Origin of the sequence: Myxococcus sp. RHSTA-1-4 (genome assembly GCF_020037125.1) — a bacterium.
In the GTDB taxonomy this organism is placed as follows: domain Bacteria; phylum Myxococcota; class Myxococcia; order Myxococcales; family Myxococcaceae; genus Myxococcus.
In genome coordinates this window covers 36,802-52,612 of sequence record NZ_JAIQDG010000044.1, presented here as the reverse complement: position 1 = coordinate 52,612, position 15,811 = coordinate 36,802, and the positions used below count along the sequence as shown (strand labels likewise).

Below are 15,811 nucleotides of genomic sequence, written 5' to 3'. Positions count from 1 at the left end.
GCCCACGTTCGCGTCCACGGCCTTGACGGCGGGGGACGAGCGACATGGGCGCGATGCGGAAGCTGGCGTGGGGAGTCCTGGCACTGTGCACGGCCTGCGGCGGCTCGCGCCCGGCGGTGAAGGCCGAGGCGGGCCGGGGCGAGGGCGTGGGCGGCTCCGGGAAGTCCGAGCCGGTGAGCCACTCCACCGCCCGCCGCTACGTGGACGAGGACCTGGGCTTCGAAATCGTCCGGCCCACGGCGGACTGGGAGCTCGACGAGACGAATGAGCGCACGCCGGAGGGGCTCTCCATTCCCGTCATCCTCCGCCACAACACGTCCGGGGCGCAGGTGGTGCTGCAGGTGGCCCCGGCGGTGGCGTCTCCCACGCAGTTCGCCGAGCGGCTGACGGAGGGGCTGCGCCAGCAGCCGGGCTTCACCACCACGGACCCCGCGCCCATTCCGCTGTCCGAGGACGCGGTGGGCTTCGACTTCCAGGTGGGGGACACGGTGCTGGGCCGGGTGGCGGTGCGCGAGGGCCGCCCCGGACGCGTGCTGATGATGCTGGCCACGTGGCCGGCCCAGGCCTCGTCCGACGTCACCCGGAGCGTGGACGCCCTCATCGAAGGCGTCCGTCCGCTTCCGGGCCCCGGGGCCACGCAGGCCATGCTGCCGCGGGGCCGCTGGCGCTAGCTTCCTAGCCTCGGGCCGGCTTCCGGGCGCGCTTGCCGGCCGCCTTCGAGGCACCCTTGACGGTGGGGGCCGGCGCGGCCTCGTAGGCCTCGGGATTCGCGGCGCGCAGCCGCACCCACTCCACCAGGGTGCGCAAGCCCACGCCGGTGCCGCCCTTGCTCAGGTAGCCGCGCTCCTTGGGGCTGTTGGAGGGGCCGGCGATGTCCAGGTGCACCCACGGCGTCTCGCCGACGAACTCCTTGAGGAAGAGGGCGGCGTTGATGGAGCTGCCCCATCGCTCGCCGGAGTTCTTCATGTCGGCCACCTCGGAGCGCAGCGCGTCCTTCTGCATCTCGCTCATGGGCATGCGCCACATCTCCTCGCCCGCGGTGCGCGCGGACTGGAGCACCTCGTTCACCGTGCCGTCGTGCTCGCCGAAGGCGCCGGTGATGTAGTTGCCCAGGGCGATGACGCAGGCGCCGGTGAGGGTGGCCAGGTCGATGACGGCGGACGGCCTGTGCTCGCAGGCCCAGGTGAGGATGTCGCCCAGCACCAGGCGGCCCTCCGCGTCCGTGTTGGTGATTTCCACCGTCTTGCCCAGGCGCGAGGTGAGGATGTCCCCCGGCTTGTAGGCGGTGCCGGAGGGCATGTTCTCGCACGCGCCGATGAAGGCGTGCACGGGGAAGGGCGGCTTGAGGGCGGCGATGACCTTCATGGCGCCCAGCACCGCGGCCGAGCCCGCCATGTCCGTCTTCATGTCAATCATGCCGTCGCTGGGCTTGAGGGACAGGCCGCCCGAGTCGAACGTAATCGCCTTGCCCACCAGCGCCAGCGGCGGGCGCTTCGCGTCGCGCGCGCTCTTCGGCGTGTAGACGACGTGGATGAGGCGGGGCTCCTCCGCGCTGCCGGCGGTGACGCCGAGGAACATGCCCATGTCGAGCTTCTCGATTTCGCGGAGGCCGCCGATGGTGACCTGCAGGCCCGCTTCCTTCGCGGCCTGCCGCGCGGCCTCGGCCAGCACCGTGGGCGTGACGGCGTTGGGCGGCTCGTTCACCAGGTCGCGCGCCCAGTTGGTGGCCTCCCCCACGCGCTTCGCCAGGGCCAGCGCGTCGTCCAGCTCACGCGTCTTCTCCACGCCCTCGGGCAGCACCAGCGCCACCTTGCCGACGCGGGCCGGGTTCTTCTCCTCGCGGGCGGAGGACTTGTACTTGTCGAAGCGGTAGGCGCCCAGGAGCAGGCCCTCCGCCACCGCGCGCACCGCGTCCGCCGCCGCGTCCGTGGCCGGGAGCACGAAGGCCACCGAGCCCGCCTTCAGCCGCAGCGCGGCCTTCACCGCGCGGCCGGCGGCCAGGCGCAGGGTTTCCGGGTGGAAGCGGGCGCGGTTGCCCAGCCCGAGCAGCAGCACGCGGTCCGCGGTGGCGCGGCCATGCGTGTGCATGAGGAAGGACTGCTCTCCCTTGGCCTTGAACCCCTCCTGGGCGGCGGCGCCGCGCAGGCGTCCCTCCAGGGCGGTGTCGGCCGCGGCCAGGGATGACGGGGCGGTGTCTCCCAGCTCGCCCTCGAAGAGGGGGATGACGAGCAGTTCGCCGCTCGCCCGCGTGGCGTCGCCGGAGACAAAGCTGAAATTCATGGGCCGTGGAACTCCTGAACGGATGAAAGAGGGAACCGAAAAGGCGCGGACTGTAACGCCCGCCCTGTCGTGCGCAAAGCGCCGGATTTCATTCGAGTATTGCATTGACGCGGGGGTCTGGATAGCAGTGTGGGGAATGCCCACGCTGCTGATGCATCTGACCGCCATCGAACGGATGGCCGCCAATCCTGGCGACCTTCCGCCAGACTGGGTCCGAGCGCTGTCGGAGGACCTCCCGTACGCGCGGTTCGGGGCGGCGTTGCCGGACCTGCCGCTGTGCGAGGGCGTGCGAGGCGGCCTGTCCGCGTTCCTCCCGGAGCGCGAGTGCCCGCGCTTCGCCCGGCTGTACCACGAGCGCGCGCCGGTGGGCTTCGGGCTGAAGATGGCGGAGCTGGTGGCCACCGGGGCGCTGGTGGGCACCGAGCCGGGGCTGGCGCTGCTGGCGGGCTACTTCACGCACCTGTGCCTGGACCGGCGCCTGTATCCGGTGGTGGACAGGCTGGTGGCGCGCCACCGCCGCCGGGGCGAGAAGGCGCGGGACGCGCACCGCGACATCGAGTGGGCGCAGACGCTCTTCTACCTGCGCGAGCTGCACGGCATGGACCTGCTGGGCACGCCGCGGCTGCGCGAGAAGTGTCAGGTGGTGAAGAGCCCGGGCTTCCCGTGGCGGGGGATTGGCCGCGGCATCTACGAGCTGGTGCGCCTGTCGTCGCAGGAGCGCGTGGGCCAGGCGCCCTCCAAGGCGGACGTGGACGGCTGGGTGCGCGGTCTGTACGTCTCCGGACTCTTCCTCTCCAGCCCCATGGGCCGCGCGCGCGCGCTGCCGGCGTACGCGCACCTGTCCTTCCAGGAGCTGTACCGCAACGACACCTTCGACTTCGCCAACGAGGTGGAGGAGGCGCTGGAGTCGGCGCGTTCCGTCCTTCGCAGGTTGCACGGCTACATGGCGAGGGGCACCTTCACGCCGCGTACGCGCGGGCGCTTCCTCGAGGCGTTTCCCGAGGGCGCGCTGGGCGCGTGTGCCGCGTAGCGTCGTCGAGCGACGGCCGGGCCCCCACAACTCCTCGTGCGCAGGGCAGGCATCCTGGCGAGCATTTTTCCCAGGGGGGAATGCCGCTGTCCGAAGCGGGAGACCGCTCCTATCCTCGTAGAGGAATGACGGTCCTACTCCTCATGGTGGCGGGCGGCCTCGCGGGCTCTCTCGGGGCGATGCTGGGCATCGGGGGAGGCATCGTCCTGGTCCCCGCGCTCGTGTTGCTGTTCGGCATCCCCGTGGAGGACGCGGTGCCGGCCAGCCTGATGTGCGTGGTGGCCAACTCGTGCGCGGCGGCGGCGGGGTACGTCCACAACCACCTGAGTGACATCCGCCTGGGCCTGACGCTGGAGCTGTCCACGGTGCTGGGCGCCATCTTCGGCGGGCTGGTGGCGGCGATGGTGGCCCCGGCGATGGTGGCCGTGGTGTTCGGCCTGTTCACCTTCTACGTGGCCTTGCAGATGCTGCTCTTGCGCGCGCCGCGGCAGGAGCCGGCGACGCTGGATGACTACTCGCCGACGAACTACCCGCTGGGCATCTCCGGCTCCTTCGTCGCGGGCGGGCTGTCCGCGCTGCTGGGGGTGGGAGGCGGGCCGCTGAAGGTGCCGCTGATGAGCTACGGCATGCGGGTGCCCTTCAAGGTGGCCAGCGCCACCAGCAACCTGATGATTGGCGTGACGGGCGCGGCGAGCGTCGCGGCCTATGCCCTCCGGGGCCACCTGAAGCTGGCGCTGGTGTCGCCGCTGGTGGTGGGCGTGCTGGGCGGCGCGTACGTGGGCAGCCTGCTGATGCCGAAGGTGCCCACGCCGGTGCTCAAGAAGCTGTTCGCGCTGGTGCTGCTGGTGGTGGCGAGCCAGATGTTGTGGAAGGGAGGGGCGGGACTGTGGCCGAACATGTTGAAGTGAGCGAGCCGGAAGCAGCCGGGCCCGAGGGGCCGGCGGTGTCCGCCGCGGTGATGGCGGACGCGCATGTCACCCACAACGTGGTGGTGCCCACGGTGGAGCAACCGCTGGCGCCGGAGGTGGACGCGGAGCCCATCACCCAACCCGGCGCCGAGGCGCCCCCCATGGGACGGGCGCGGCGCCGGGACAGGACGGTGGCGGGAGACCGGTGGATTGCCCGGGTGCTGCGAGGCGGCGCGGTGGTCAGCGGCGGGATGTTCGTGGTGTCTCTAGGACTGGAGGCGCTGCCCCAGTCGGAGAACGTGCACGTCGCCATCGACCTCCTGCGCAAGGGCGCGGCATCAATGCTGCTGGTGACGCCGGTGGCGCGCCTGGCGGTGGCGGGAACGCTGCTGGGCCTCAAGGGCGAGTGGCGCTACACCCTCATCGCCGCCGGTGTGCTGGGCCTGCTGGCCATCGCCGTGAGCACCGGCATCCCCACCTGAGGTGCCGCGCTGACGGGAAGCGGAAGCGGCCTCCCCGGAGCCCTCGCTCCGGGGATGGGCGCTCAGACGCCGCGCGCGGCGAAGTGGGCGAGCACGTTGCGGACCTTGGCGACCTCGTCCGTGCGGCCCTGCTCCTCGTAGAGCGGCAGCACGGCCTCGAACTGGGCCCGGGCCGCCGGCCAGTCCTGGAGGTAGTAGCAGGCCAGGGCCAGGTCCCACCGGGCGCGCGCCTCGTACACGTGGTCGTGCATCTCCGAGTACAGCTCCACCGCGCGCAACAGGTGCGGGCGGGCGCCGTCGTGGTTGCCCAGGAGTCCCTCGGCCTCGCCCAGGAGCAGGTGGCCCTGCGCGAGCGCCTCCGGGTCCTCGCCCTGCTCCAGGAGCGGCACCGCCTCCAGGAAGCGCTTGCGGGCCGGCTCGTACTCGCCCTTCTCCATGCGGATGTCGCCGATGTCCAGGAGCAGCCGCGCCACCCGGTCGGTGTTGCGCGTCTGGCGCAGGAGGATGAGCGCCTCCTGGTACTTCTCCTCCGCGCCGTCGGGCTGGCCCAGGGCGCGCAGGGACTCGCCGATGCAGGCGCGGGCCAGGGCCTCGCCCTCGCGGTCCTTCACCTCGTTGAAGAGGGAGGCCGCCAGGGCGATGCGCTCAATCGCGCCGCGGTGGTCCTCGAAGTACGCCTTCACCACGCCCAGGCCCATCAGCGCCTGTGCCTGGCCGGGCTTGTACTTCGCCTGCTGGAAGAGGCCGAGCGCCTCCTCGTAGCAGTCCCGGCTCGCGGCGTGGTCCTCCAGCAGGCCATGCAGCTCGGCCAGGCTCACCAGCCCCTGGCCCACCTCGGTGGGCGCGCCGGTGATGCGCAGCGAGGCCAGCGTGTTCTTCTGCTTCTGGATGGCGTCCAGGATGTGGGCGCGTTGAGAGTCGTCGGACGGGTGCATGTCGGCCTCAGGCGTCGCCACCCTTGCGGCGGCGGGGCGGCTTGTCCAACGAATCGTCCTTCTCGCTCCCGTGAGAGCCGTTGACGGGGGCGGGCAGGTGGCTCATGGGCAGGGCCGGCAGGCCCCCGCCGTTCGCATGGGCGCCGCCGCCATTGCCGTGGCGGTGGTGGTGCTCCTTGTCCGCCTTCTCGTGGACGAGCAGCGGGGAGAAGAAGCAGTCCTTCTTCGTGTACTCGTCGAAGGCGAAGGCGAAGCGGTAGCTGGCCGCCGCGCGCTGGTTGCAGTCGGTGCGCTCGCAGAAGCGGCAGGAGATGCCGGAGGGAATGGCGTCCTTGCGCAGGTCCGTGGTGGGCAGGCCGTAGGCCAGGTACTTCGCGTTCTCCGCGTGGGTGCCCAGGCCGATGGAGTAGGCGGTGCCCTTGACGATGGAGCCCTCGATCGGCTGGAGCTGCACCTTGGCGAAGCAGAAGTACGTCGTGCCGTCCGGCATGATGGAGTACTGCCGGGTGATTTGGGACGGGTTGAGGAAGGCCAGGTGCACGGCCCACTTGGCGCAGCTCCCGCCGCCGGTGGCGAAGCGGATGCCGGTGCCGCTGTAGCGCTTGGAGATGTTGCCGGCGATGTCCGCGCGCAGGAAGTGGAAGGGGATGCCCGGGCGCTTCGGGTCCGACAGGTTGCAGAGCCGGTGGGCCACCGTCTCGTAGGTGGAGCCGAAGATGCTGGACAAGAGCTCCACGTCGTAGCGCGTGCGCTGCACCTCCTTGAAGAAGTCCCCGTAGGGCAGCATCAGCGCGCCGGCGAAGTAGTTGGCCAGGTTGACCTTGATGAGCCGCTGCGTCTCCGCGTGGCGCATGCGGCCCGCGTTGAGGATGCGCTCCACCAGCTTCTCGCGGTCCATCACCAGCAGGCCGATGGAGGCGGCAATCTGGAACTTCAGCGGCTGCTCGGTGAGGAAGGGCGACAGGGTGAGCGTCTGCTCCTCCGGGTCCAACCGCCGCACCACGGACGAGCCGCTGGGCGCCGGGTCGTCGAAGTTGACGCGGTAGCCGAAGCGCTCCTCCAGCAGGCGGATGAGCTGGCCGCTGGTGATCTGCCGCTCCAGGCGCACGTCCTTGCGCAGCGCCTCCGCCTGTTCCTCCAGCTCCGGGAAGTAGTTGCGGTGCTGCTCCAGGAAGTCGCTGACCTCGTCGAAGGGCGAGTAGTCGAAGCGGACGCCCGGCACCGTGCCGTTCTGCGCGCCGCCCTGCGCCCGCGTGCGCTCCTCCACGTTGAGCTGCGCCAGCACGTTCTCCAGCTGCGTGCGCGTGTTCTTGTAGAGGTTGAAGAGCGCGGCCACCGTGCCCGCCAGCTTCGGCTCCGCCGACAGCGACTGGAGCGACTCCGGGTCGATGTCGAGGCTCTTCAGCAGCGGCTCGTCCAGCAGCTTCGCCAGCGCCTCGTCCACCCGGCCCTCGCCCAGCGTGGACATGAACTGCTCGGGGTCCTGGTCGAAGTACCTCAGCGCCTTCCAGAGCAGCGGGAAGGGCATCACCCGCTTCCCCTTCTCGATGAGGTTGAGGTACGCGGGGGACACACCCAGGTCCTTGGCCGCGTCCGCTTGCTTGATGTTGCGTGCGAGCCGCAGCCCCCGGAGCTTCAGGCCCACGTTGGCGTTCAGTGCGTTGTCGTTCATGGCCGAGTCGGCCCCCGCAAGCGCGCCTCTGGCCTCGCGCTCTTGGGGCCTCAGCCCACTTTGCAAACCGATTTACCGATTTGCAATCAACGTTTTGGGGTGGGGGGCCCCCTGTCCTGCGAGCGACGGAACTGCTGTCCCTCCGGGCGACAGCGCTGTGAAAATGGGCGTAAGCACATGTAATCACTGTTGTTGACGCGGGGTGTCATGTGCGTTCCGGCAGGTCTTCGCCGCACCTTGTCAACCGTTTACTGTCGCACCGCGCCATGGAACCTGTGGTGCGTCAGTAAACGAGATTTCACGGTTTACAAAGAAAGGACCTCCTCGCGGGCGGAGGGGGACTCAGCCGATCACCCGCTGGAACACCAGCGACACGTTGGTGCCGCCGAAGCCGAACGAGTTGCTCATGACGGCATCGACGCGGACCTCGCGGGCGGTGTTGGGCACGCAGTCCAGGGAGATGCGGGAGTCCTGCCGCTGGAGGTTGATGGTGGGCGGGAGCACGCCGCGGGTGAGGGCGAGCACGCTGATGACGGCCTCGGCGGCGCCGGCCGCGCCGTTCATGTGGCCCGTCATGGACTTGGTGGAGGAGACGGCCACGGTGCGCGCGGCGTCCCCGAAGACGCGGGTGATGCCCCGCATCTCCAGCACGTCGCCGATGTCCGTCGAGGTGCCGTGCGCGTTGATGTAGCCGATGTCGGCGGGCTTCAGCCCCGCGTCGGCGAGCGCGTTGCGCATGCTGCGCTGGGCGCCCTCGTGCTCGGGGGCGGGCTGGGTGACGTGGTACGCGTCGGAGCTGGCGCCGTAGCCGGTCAGCTCCGCGAGGATGCGCGCGCCCCGGGCCCGGGCATGCTCGTACTCCTCGAGCACGAGCATGCCGGCGCCCTCGGCGAGCACGAAGCCGTCGCGGTCCTCGTCGAAGGGCCGGCTGGCCGCCTGGGGTGCGTCGTTGCGCGTGGACAGGGCCTTCATGGCCGCGAAGCCGCCAATGGCGAGCATGGTGATGGGGGCCTCGGCGCCTCCGGCCACCGCCGCGTCGAACTCGCCGCGCTGGATGCCGCGCATCGCCTCGCCGATGGCGTGGGCGCTGGTGGAGCAGGCGGAGTTGGTGGACCAGGAGGGGCCTTTGATTCCGTGGCGCATGGTGACGTAGCCGGGCGCCAGGTTGATGATCATCTGCAGGATGAAGAACGGACTGATGCGGTCCGGTCCCTTTTCCAGCGCCTTGCGGTAGGTCTCCTCCAGGCTGGCGATGCCGCCGATGCCGGAGCCGATGATGGCCGCCACGCGCTCGGCGTTCTCCGGGGTGATTTTCAGCCCGGAGTCCGCCAGCGCCATGTCCGCGGCCACCACCGCGAGCTGCGCGAAGCGGTCCATTCTCCGCAGCTCGCGCCGGTCGATGTACTCCTCCGGCCGGAAGTCCGTCACCTCGCCCGCGATGCGGCAGTCCAGCCGGCTTGCGTCGAAGAGGGTGATGGGGCCCACGCCGCTCCGCCCGTTCACCAGGGCGTCCCAGCTCTTCTCCACCCCCGTGCCACAGGGGCTGATGAGCCCCATCCCGGTCACCACGACACGCCGCTTCTGCATGGCTCTCTCCCTGTCTCCGCACGCACCGGCAGGACGGCGGACGGGCCCGGCCGCCCGGGGGCCCTCCGTTCCGGCGTGCGCTCGATGGGGCTTTGTATTATGACCATCATGTCATCAGGGCAAGCGATACAAACAGGACCGCCGTGACACTACCCACGATGAAATGACGACCATCATTCCAAGTGGGAGGAGGGAGCACCGATGAGCCAGGGAGACGCGGGGCCGCGAACGCGGACGGTGACGTGGAGGGACCCTCGTGAGGGCGTGGCCGCGGCGAGGTCGCTGCCGGGGCTGGAGTACCTGCGCGCCATCGTCCGGGGGGAGCTGCCCGGGGCCCCCATCGCGGAGTTGATGGGGTTCGCGCTGGTGGAGGTGGGCGAGGGGCGGGCGGTGTTCGCGGTGGAGCCGGCGGAGTACCACTACAATCCCATTGGTACGGTGCATGGGGGGCTGGCGGCCACGGTGCTGGACTCGTCGCTGGGGTGCGCGGTGCACTCCACGCTGCCGGTGGGGGCGGGGTACACCACGCTGGAGTTGCATGTGAATCTGGTGCGGGCCATTGCCCATGACACGGGGCGGTTGACGTGTACGGGAGAGGTGGTCCACGTGGGTGGGCGGGTGGCCACCGCGCAGGCGAAGCTGACGGATGCCTCCGGGAAGCTGTATGCCCACGGCACCACCACGTGTTTGTTGTTCCGGCCCCCCGGAGCGGGAGGCCGAGAGTAGGCAGGAGACGGCGATGCGGTACGGACCGGAGCACAAGCAGGCCACACGCGAGCGCATCCTGTCGGCGGCGGAGAACCTCTTCCGCAAGCAGGGCTTCGAGGGCGCCAGCGTGGAGCGCGTCATGCGCGCCGCGGGGCTGACGGTGGGCGGCTTCTATGCCCACTTCGCGTCGAAGGACGCGCTGCTCGCCGAGTCCCTCCGCGCCTTCTTCCAGCACAACGGCCAGCGGTGGCTGGGCGGGCTGGAGGAGCTGCGGGGCGCGGAGTGGCTGAGCCACTTCGTGCGCCGGTACCTCAACCGGCACATCCGCGACAACATGGAGACGGGCTGCGTCCTGCCGTCGGTGCTGTCGGACCTGGCGCGCGGCACGCAGGAGTCACGCGAGGCCTTCGCCGAAGGGGTGGAGGGACTGACGGCGGAGATGGCCTCGCGCGTGCCGGGGGAGGACGGTGTCACCGCGCGCAAGCGGGCGCTGGCGACGGTGACGTGTCTCATCGGCGCGATGACACTGGCCCGGGCGACGAAGGGGCTCTCCCTGTCGGATGAAATCCTGGAGGCGGCGCGGGAGTTCCTGCTCGCGGGCGGGGAGGGGACGGAGGCGGCTCCCCCGGCGCGCAAGAAAGCCGGCTGAGCGCGAGACCCAGGGCGGTATCATCCCCCCGCGAGGCTCGCGGGAAGTGTTCGCTTGCGCGCGAGCGGCCGTACGGTCGATTCCCGCGGGGCGCGTCCTCGCGGGAGCCTGTCCGTACCCACCCATGGGAGTGAAGTGTCGTGGTTGATATCCGTCCGTTCCGCGGTGTGCGTCCTCCCAGGGAGGGAGTGGAGCAGCTCGTGGTGCCGCCGTACGACGTGGTGAGCACCGAGGAGGCACGCGCGGGCGCGAGCGGCAACCCGCGCAGCTTCTTCCGCATCTCCCGCCCCGAGGTGGACGCGGCGCCCGGTACGGACGAGCACTCCGGCGCGGTCCATGCGCTCGGGCGCCGCAACCTGGAGGAGTTCCTCTCCAGGGGCTGGTTGCGGCAGGACGCGCGGGCGGGCTTCTATCTCTACCGCCAGCGCATGGGCGACCATGTGCAGACGGGTGTGGTGGCCGCCGCCAGCGTGGCGGAGTACGACGCGGGCCTCATCAAGAAGCACGAGCTCACGCGCGCGGACAAGGAGGAGGACCGCACGCGGCACGTCGACTCGCTGGGCGGCAATGACGAGCCGGTGTTCCTCACCTACCGGGCGCGCGCCGCCATCGACGCGTGTGTCTCCGAGGGCACGCGGGAGCCCCCCGAGTACGACTTCTCCACCGGGGACGGCATCCGCCACACCTTCTGGTGCGTGCGGGGAGACCTCAACGTGCGCCTGTCCGAGGCTTTCGCCGAGGTGCCGGCGCTCTACATCGCGGACGGCCACCACCGCAGTGCCGCGGCCTCGCGCGTCCACGCGTTGCGAGAGGGACGCGGAGCGGGCGGCGAGCATGGCCGGTTCCTCGCGGTGGTGTTCCCCCACGACCAGCTCCGCATCCTCGACTACAACCGCGTGGTGAAGGACCTGAACGGACTGTCACCGGAACAGTTCCTCCACCAGTTGGCGGAGCGCTTCGAGGTGACGCGTGGGGCGCGGAAGCAGCCGGACCGGGAGCATCGCTTCGGCATGTACCTGGACGGCGTGTGGTACCAGCTCACCGCGAAGCCGGACGCACTGGAGGCCACGCCCACCGGCGTCCTGGACGTCAACGTCCTCCAGCGCCACGTGCTCGGGCCGCTGCTGGGCATCGGTGACCCGCGCGCGGACGCGCGCATTGACTTCATCGGTGGCATCCGGGGCATGGAGGCGCTGGAGCGGCGGGTGGACTCGAAGGCCGCGAGGGTGGCCTTCGCCCTGTACCCCACGGGCCTGGAGCAGCTCATGGCCATCGCCGACGCGGGCGACATCCTTCCGCCCAAGTCCACCTGGTTCGAGCCCAAGCTGCGCAGTGGGCTGGTGCTGCACCTGTTCTGACGCGCGCGCCGTGGGCTCGCGCGTCGTCCTCCAAGAGGGTGGGGTGGGTGATGACGAAGCTCCTCGCGCCGGTACGTGCCGCCCCTCTCGTCCTGCTCGCGCTGGCGTGGCTGTCCTGCCAGTCCACGGCGCGCTCCCGTCCCGTGGGAGACCCGGCGGCGCTCCGCTACAACGTCACCTACGTGCGCGAGCCCGAGCACGCGCTGGACGTGGAGGTGGTGCTGGTACGGGGCTCCCCTCGCGAGTTCCTCTTCAGCAAGCCGGGAGGCGTGGACTCCGTCCAGGTCTGGAGCGATGACGGCGAGGTGCGCTCGCTGCGGGTGCACGAGGGCGCGGTGCGCCTGCCGGCGGGCACGCGCTTCCTGCGCTATCGCTACGCACTGGACGCACGCATTCGCGAAAAGGGGCCGGACTTCTTCGCGGGCATGGGGGAGGGGGACGCGCGCCACGTGGCCGGGCGCGAGTACCTCATCCGCCCGCGCGTGGTGACGCCGGCGTTGCGCGTGGAGCTGTACGTCGAGGGCGCGGAGGCGCTGCTGCCGTGGGCGCCGGGGGAGGGGGGCCTCTACCGGCTGCGCGGCGAGGACCTGGTGGACTCGGGCTTCCACGGCTTCGGCGGGCGCCGGTGCCATGTGGGTTTGCCGGACGCGGTGCTGGAGGTCGCCATCCTCGGCCACTTCACGCGGCTGGACGACGTGGCCGTGTGCGCGTGGCTGCGGCAGGCCGCCGAGGAGGTACGCACCGTGCGCCGCGCCTTCCCGTACCCGCGCGTCTCCGTGCGTGTCATCCCCGTGCCGGCGCGCGGGAGCTCCAGCCTCTTCGGCATGGTGCTGTGGAGCTCGCCGCCCAGCATCTCCATCCTCGTGGGGCAGGACGCGGAGGCCGCCACCTTGGAGCGGGACTGGGTGGCCGTGCACGAGATGCTGCACCTGGCACACCCCGTCCTCCTCCCTCGCGTGCCCTGGCTGTCGGAGGGGCTGGCCACCTACTACACGGAGGTGGCGCGCGCCCGCTCGGGACGGCAGAGCGCGGAGCGTGCCTGGGAGGAGTTGGTGGACGGCTTCACGCGCGGACGCGCCCGCGCCGGCATGCGCACCATGGAGGAGGCCGTGTCCGGGAGCGACTTCTCCCTCCCCGTGTACTGGACGGGTGCGCTCTTCGCCTTGCATCTCGATGTGGAATTACGCCGTGTCACTGAAAACAAGCGCCGGTTGGATGACGTGCTGGAGCTGCTGGCGGAGCGCGGCCCCACGTCGACGTTCGGCGCGTTCGGCGTGGCGGTGGATGCCGTGGCGGGCCAGCCGTTGTTCGACGCGTTGCTTGCCCGGCACCTTCCGCGGCCTGCTTTTGCGGAAATGGAAGGTCTGCTAGAAGCGCTGGGCGTGAGGGCCGACACGGCGGGAGTCACGCTGGTGCCGGCCCGGGACAGCCTGTTGCGTGAGGCGGTGGATGGCCGGCGCACCCGCGGCGCTGGCTTCTGAACGGAAGTGGCGGAACGGGTGATGTAACCGGCGGACGGGAGCTGCGTACCGGATGCATCCGCGAACCCCTGACACTCGTAAATGAGGTCCGTCATGTCCCGCAGCCTCCTGGCGCTCGTCGCCCTCCTGTCGCTTCCCGCGCTCGCCGCCGAGCCCGCCGCGGCGCAGTCCTTCGTCTTCAACGACCCGAACAGCCGCGACACCGTGGCCTTCATGCTGGACGCGCCGCTGGAGGTCATCAACGGCCTGTCCAACGCGCTTCGCGGCCGTGTGGAGCTGAAGGGCAACAAGGCCAGCGGGAAATTCCAGGTGCCCGTGAAGTCCATCAAGACGGGCAACGACACGCGCGACGAGCACCTGCGCAATGACCGCTGGCTGGACGCGGCGAAGGCCCCGGACATCGTCTTCGAGTTCGCCGACCTGGCGCTGCCCTCCACGCTGGAGCCGGGCAAGCCGGTGAAGCTCCAGGGCAAGGGCCGCTTCACCGTGCGCGGCGTCACGCGCGAGGAGCCCGTGGAGGTGACGGCCACGTACCTCAAGGAGTCCGCCGAGACGAAGCACCGCGCGGCCGGAGACCTGCTGCGCGTGCGCGCGAAGTTCCAGATTCCGCTCGAGGCCTACGGCATCAAGCGGACGGAAGCGTTGGTGCTCAAGGTGGGGGAGACCGCGGAGGTCTCCGTCGACGCCTGGGGCTCCACGCAGTTCAAGCTGTAGTTCCACCCCCCAAGGCAGTACCGAAAGGAAGCAACACCATGAACGTCAAGACCCTGGCGGCCATCGTCGGCACCCTCTCCCTGTCCGCGCTGGCCACCGGCTGTGCGTCCACCAAGTCCGCGGAGGCCCAGCCGGCCACCGCCGAGAAGGGCGCCGAGGGCAGCTGCGGCGCGAAGGCCACCGAGGCCACTGGCGCCGAGGGCGCCCAGAAGCAGGAGGGCGCTGCTCCCGCCGCGACCCCGGAGAAGGGCGCCGAGGGCAGCTGCGGCTCCGGCTCCTGCGGCTCCGGCTCCTGCGGCGGCACCAAGAAGTAGTCACGCCCGCGTGAGGGCCGGGTGAAGCCCTGGCCTTCGCGCGGCCGGGCGGTGGGGAGCGTGCTCTCCGCCGCCCGTGTCATTTCCTCCCCTGAAGCAGGAGTCCCCCGGTGGTGGCGACATACGCGCGGAGACACGGGCTGAAGCCGCTGGGCGCGGGCATCGGGCTGCGGAGGAGCTTCTACGAAGAGCTGCCCCGTACCGGCCGGGCGCTCGACTGGGTGGAAGTCATCCCGGAGAACTTCCTCACGCTGGGAGGCCGCTCGCAGCGCACGCTGGACGCCTGCGCGGAGCGCTGGCCGGTGCTGCCGCACGGCGTGGGGCTGAACATCGGCGGGCCGGACGCGCTGGACGTGGACTACGTCACCCGGCTGGCGGCGCTGGTGGCGCGCGTGGACGCGCCGTTCTTCTCGGACCACCTGTGCTACTCACGGCTGGACGGGGTGTACCTCCACGACCTGTTGCCGCTGCCCTTCACCGAGGCCGCCGTGGAGCACGTGGTGCCTCGCGTGCGTGAGGTGATGGCTCGCGTGGGCCGGCCCTTCCTGCTGGAGAACCCGAGCTACTACGCGCGGATGCCGGGCGGCACGCTGTCCGAGTCGGACTTCCTGCGGCACGTGGTGGAGGAGGCGGACTGCGGGCTGCTGCTGGACGTGAACAACGTCTACGTCAACGCGCTCAACCACGGGTACGATGCGCGCGCCTTCGTGGACTCGCTGCCGCTGGAGCGCGTGGTGCAGGTCCACCTGGCGGGCCACACGCGCTACCCGGACGTCATCATCGACACGCACGGGGACCGCGTCTGCGACGACGTGTGGTCCTTGTACCGGTACGTGCTGCGACGCACCGGGCCGGTGGCGACGCTCATCGAGTGGGACCAGGACATTCCCTCCCTGGACGCGGTGCTGGACGAGGCGGACGTGGCGCGCGCGGCGCTGCGGGAGGTGGCGGGGACATGAAGCCGGCGCTGAAGCACTTCTTCGACAGCATGGGCGCGTACTTCGCCCGCCCGGGCCCCGAGTCCCTGGAGCGGCTGTACGCGGAGCACCCGGGCTGGGACGCGCCGCGCGAGCGCGTGGCCGTCTATGGCGATTTCGTGCGTGGGCACGTGCGAGGCGTGCTGGAGAAGGTCTTCCCCCTGGTGCGCGGGGCGGTGGGGGCGGAGGCGTGGAGCGCGCTCGTGGAGGACTTCACGCTGACGCGCCCGGCCCGGCACCATGAGCTCAACCACCTGGCCGAGGGCTTTCCGGCCTTCGTGGCGGACGCGGCGGCGTCCCGTGGACTGGCGCCCTTCGTGCCCGCGCTGGCGCGCTTCGAGTGGACGGACTTCGCGGTGTTCGCTTCCGAGGCGCCGTCGCCGGAGTCCGTGGAGCGGCTGACGGCCAACCCCACGCTGATGGTGCTGGAGCACCCCTTCCGCCTCTGCGCGTACGTGCGGGCGAAGGGCGCGCTCGCGGAGCCGGAGGCGGGGGACGAGCTGGCGCTGCTGTGGCGCCATCCGGCGCGGTTGGTGACGTTCTACGTGGAGGCCACGCCGCCCGCGCTATTGGTGCTGAAGATGGCGGTGGAGGGGCTCTCGGTGGAGGACGTGGCGGCGGCCACCGGCATGTCCGCGGCGGACCTGCGGAGCTCCGTGGAGCGCTTCTCTCTCGACGGCCTGGTGCTGGCGCCGCGCGGCTCTGGAGTCTGAGGA

General features: G+C 70.8%; 16 protein-coding genes. 12 read left to right on the top strand and 4 right to left on the bottom strand.

The window, feature by feature from the left end; translation table 11 throughout:
- Positions 1-44: 44 nt before the first annotated feature.
- Positions 45-671, top strand: coding sequence for a hypothetical protein (locus K8638_RS39035; RefSeq protein WP_223759826.1), 627 nt, complete (start codon positions 45-47; stop codon positions 669-671).
- Between the two features lie 4 nt (positions 672-675).
- Here the strand turns inward: K8638_RS39035 and K8638_RS39030 are convergent, their stop codons facing one another.
- Positions 676-2,280, bottom strand: coding sequence for a leucyl aminopeptidase (locus K8638_RS39030; protein WP_223759825.1), 1,605 nt, complete (start codon positions 2,278-2,280; stop codon positions 676-678).
- A gap of 136 nt (positions 2,281-2,416) precedes the next feature.
- Here K8638_RS39030 and K8638_RS39025 point away from each other — a divergent pair, with 136 nt between their 5' ends.
- The 3 genes from K8638_RS39025 (at position 2,417) to K8638_RS39015 (ending at position 4,700) form a co-directional block, all read left to right on the top strand.
- Positions 2,417-3,310, top strand: coding sequence for a hypothetical protein (locus K8638_RS39025; protein ID WP_223759824.1), 894 nt, complete (start codon positions 2,417-2,419; stop codon positions 3,308-3,310).
- 125 nt (positions 3,311-3,435) lie between these two features.
- Positions 3,436-4,218, top strand: a complete 783-nt coding sequence (locus tag K8638_RS39020; RefSeq protein WP_223759823.1) for a sulfite exporter TauE/SafE family protein — start codon at positions 3,436-3,438, stop codon at positions 4,216-4,218.
- A complete protein-coding gene (locus K8638_RS39015; protein ID WP_370644227.1) occupies positions 4,215-4,700 on the top strand; it encodes a hypothetical protein in 486 nt (161 codons plus the stop codon). The genes K8638_RS39020 and K8638_RS39015 overlap by 4 nt, the downstream gene beginning before the upstream one ends.
- Before the next feature lie 62 nt (positions 4,701-4,762).
- Here K8638_RS39015 and K8638_RS39010 read toward each other — a convergent pair whose 3' ends face one another.
- The 3 genes from K8638_RS39010 to fabF form a co-directional block, all read right to left on the bottom strand.
- Positions 4,763-5,635: a tetratricopeptide repeat protein gene (locus tag K8638_RS39010; protein WP_223759822.1), complete on the bottom strand. Its 873-nt coding sequence runs from the start codon at positions 5,633-5,635 to the stop codon at positions 4,763-4,765.
- 7 nt (positions 5,636-5,642) lie between these two features.
- Positions 5,643-7,307 (bottom strand): short-chain fatty acyl-CoA regulator family protein, encoded by a 1,665-nt coding sequence (locus tag K8638_RS39005; RefSeq protein WP_223759821.1) that lies wholly within the window; start codon positions 7,305-7,307, stop codon positions 5,643-5,645.
- A 342-nt stretch (positions 7,308-7,649) separates the two neighbouring features.
- Complete coding sequence (fabF, locus tag K8638_RS39000; RefSeq protein ID WP_223759820.1) at positions 7,650-8,894, bottom strand: beta-ketoacyl-ACP synthase II; 1,245 nt, start codon at positions 8,892-8,894, stop codon at positions 7,650-7,652.
- A gap of 201 nt (positions 8,895-9,095) precedes the next feature.
- Here fabF and K8638_RS38995 point away from each other — a divergent pair, with 201 nt between their 5' ends.
- From K8638_RS38995 to K8638_RS38960, 8 genes are all read left to right on the top strand, one after another.
- Positions 9,096-9,620 carry a PaaI family thioesterase gene (locus tag K8638_RS38995; RefSeq protein WP_223759819.1) on the top strand — a complete coding sequence of 175 codons (525 nt, stop codon included), beginning with the start codon at positions 9,096-9,098 and terminating at the stop codon, positions 9,618-9,620.
- Positions 9,621-9,633: 13 nt separating this feature from the next.
- Positions 9,634-10,251, top strand: coding sequence for a TetR/AcrR family transcriptional regulator (locus tag K8638_RS38990; RefSeq protein ID WP_223759818.1), 618 nt, complete (start codon positions 9,634-9,636; stop codon positions 10,249-10,251).
- Positions 10,252-10,391: 140 nt separating this feature from the next.
- Positions 10,392-11,609: a DUF1015 family protein gene (locus tag K8638_RS38985; RefSeq protein WP_223759817.1), complete on the top strand. Its 1,218-nt coding sequence runs from the start codon at positions 10,392-10,394 to the stop codon at positions 11,607-11,609.
- A 50-nt stretch (positions 11,610-11,659) separates the two neighbouring features.
- The gene (locus K8638_RS38980; RefSeq protein WP_223759860.1) at positions 11,660-13,090 is read left to right on the top strand and encodes a hypothetical protein; all 1,431 of its coding nucleotides are present in this window, start codon (positions 11,660-11,662) and stop codon (positions 13,088-13,090) included.
- Positions 13,091-13,183: 93 nt separating this feature from the next.
- Complete coding sequence (locus K8638_RS38975; protein WP_223759816.1) at positions 13,184-13,804, top strand: YceI family protein; 621 nt, start codon at positions 13,184-13,186, stop codon at positions 13,802-13,804.
- A 38-nt stretch (positions 13,805-13,842) separates the two neighbouring features.
- The gene (locus tag K8638_RS38970) at positions 13,843-14,118 is read left to right on the top strand and encodes a hypothetical protein (RefSeq protein ID WP_223759815.1); all 276 of its coding nucleotides are present in this window, start codon (positions 13,843-13,845) and stop codon (positions 14,116-14,118) included.
- Between the two features lie 113 nt (positions 14,119-14,231).
- Positions 14,232-15,077 (top strand): DUF692 domain-containing protein, encoded by an 846-nt coding sequence (locus tag K8638_RS38965; RefSeq protein ID WP_370644226.1) that lies wholly within the window; start codon positions 14,232-14,234, stop codon positions 15,075-15,077.
- Positions 15,074-15,808, top strand: a complete 735-nt coding sequence (locus tag K8638_RS38960) for a DUF2063 domain-containing protein (RefSeq protein WP_223759813.1) — start codon at positions 15,074-15,076, stop codon at positions 15,806-15,808. The genes K8638_RS38965 and K8638_RS38960 overlap by 4 nt, the downstream gene beginning before the upstream one ends.
- The last annotated feature ends 3 nt before the right edge of the window (positions 15,809-15,811 follow it).

Coding starts and splice junctions, on each gene's coding strand:
- K8638_RS38995 (WP_223759819.1), top strand. CDS start 9,096: ATGAGCCAGGGAGACGCGGGGCCGCGAACGCGGACGGTGACGTGGAGG.
- K8638_RS39020 (WP_223759823.1), top strand. CDS start 3,436: ATGACGGTCCTACTCCTCATGGTGGCGGGCGGCCTCGCGGGCTCTCTC.
- K8638_RS38990 (WP_223759818.1), top strand. CDS start 9,634: ATGCGGTACGGACCGGAGCACAAGCAGGCCACACGCGAGCGCATCCTG.
- K8638_RS38970 (WP_223759815.1), top strand. CDS start 13,843: ATGAACGTCAAGACCCTGGCGGCCATCGTCGGCACCCTCTCCCTGTCC.
- K8638_RS39030 (WP_223759825.1), bottom strand. CDS start 2,280: ATGAATTTCAGCTTTGTCTCCGGCGACGCCACGCGGGCGAGCGGCGAA.
- K8638_RS39025 (WP_223759824.1), top strand. CDS start 2,417: ATGCCCACGCTGCTGATGCATCTGACCGCCATCGAACGGATGGCCGCC.
- K8638_RS38960 (WP_223759813.1), top strand. CDS start 15,074: ATGAAGCCGGCGCTGAAGCACTTCTTCGACAGCATGGGCGCGTACTTC.
- K8638_RS39005 (WP_223759821.1), bottom strand. CDS start 7,307: ATGAACGACAACGCACTGAACGCCAACGTGGGCCTGAAGCTCCGGGGG.
- fabF (WP_223759820.1), bottom strand. CDS start 8,894: ATGCAGAAGCGGCGTGTCGTGGTGACCGGGATGGGGCTCATCAGCCCC.
- K8638_RS38975 (WP_223759816.1), top strand. CDS start 13,184: ATGTCCCGCAGCCTCCTGGCGCTCGTCGCCCTCCTGTCGCTTCCCGCG.
- K8638_RS38980 (WP_223759860.1), top strand. CDS start 11,660: ATGACGAAGCTCCTCGCGCCGGTACGTGCCGCCCCTCTCGTCCTGCTC.
- K8638_RS39035 (WP_223759826.1), top strand. CDS start 45: ATGGGCGCGATGCGGAAGCTGGCGTGGGGAGTCCTGGCACTGTGCACG.
- K8638_RS39010 (WP_223759822.1), bottom strand. CDS start 5,635: ATGCACCCGTCCGACGACTCTCAACGCGCCCACATCCTGGACGCCATC.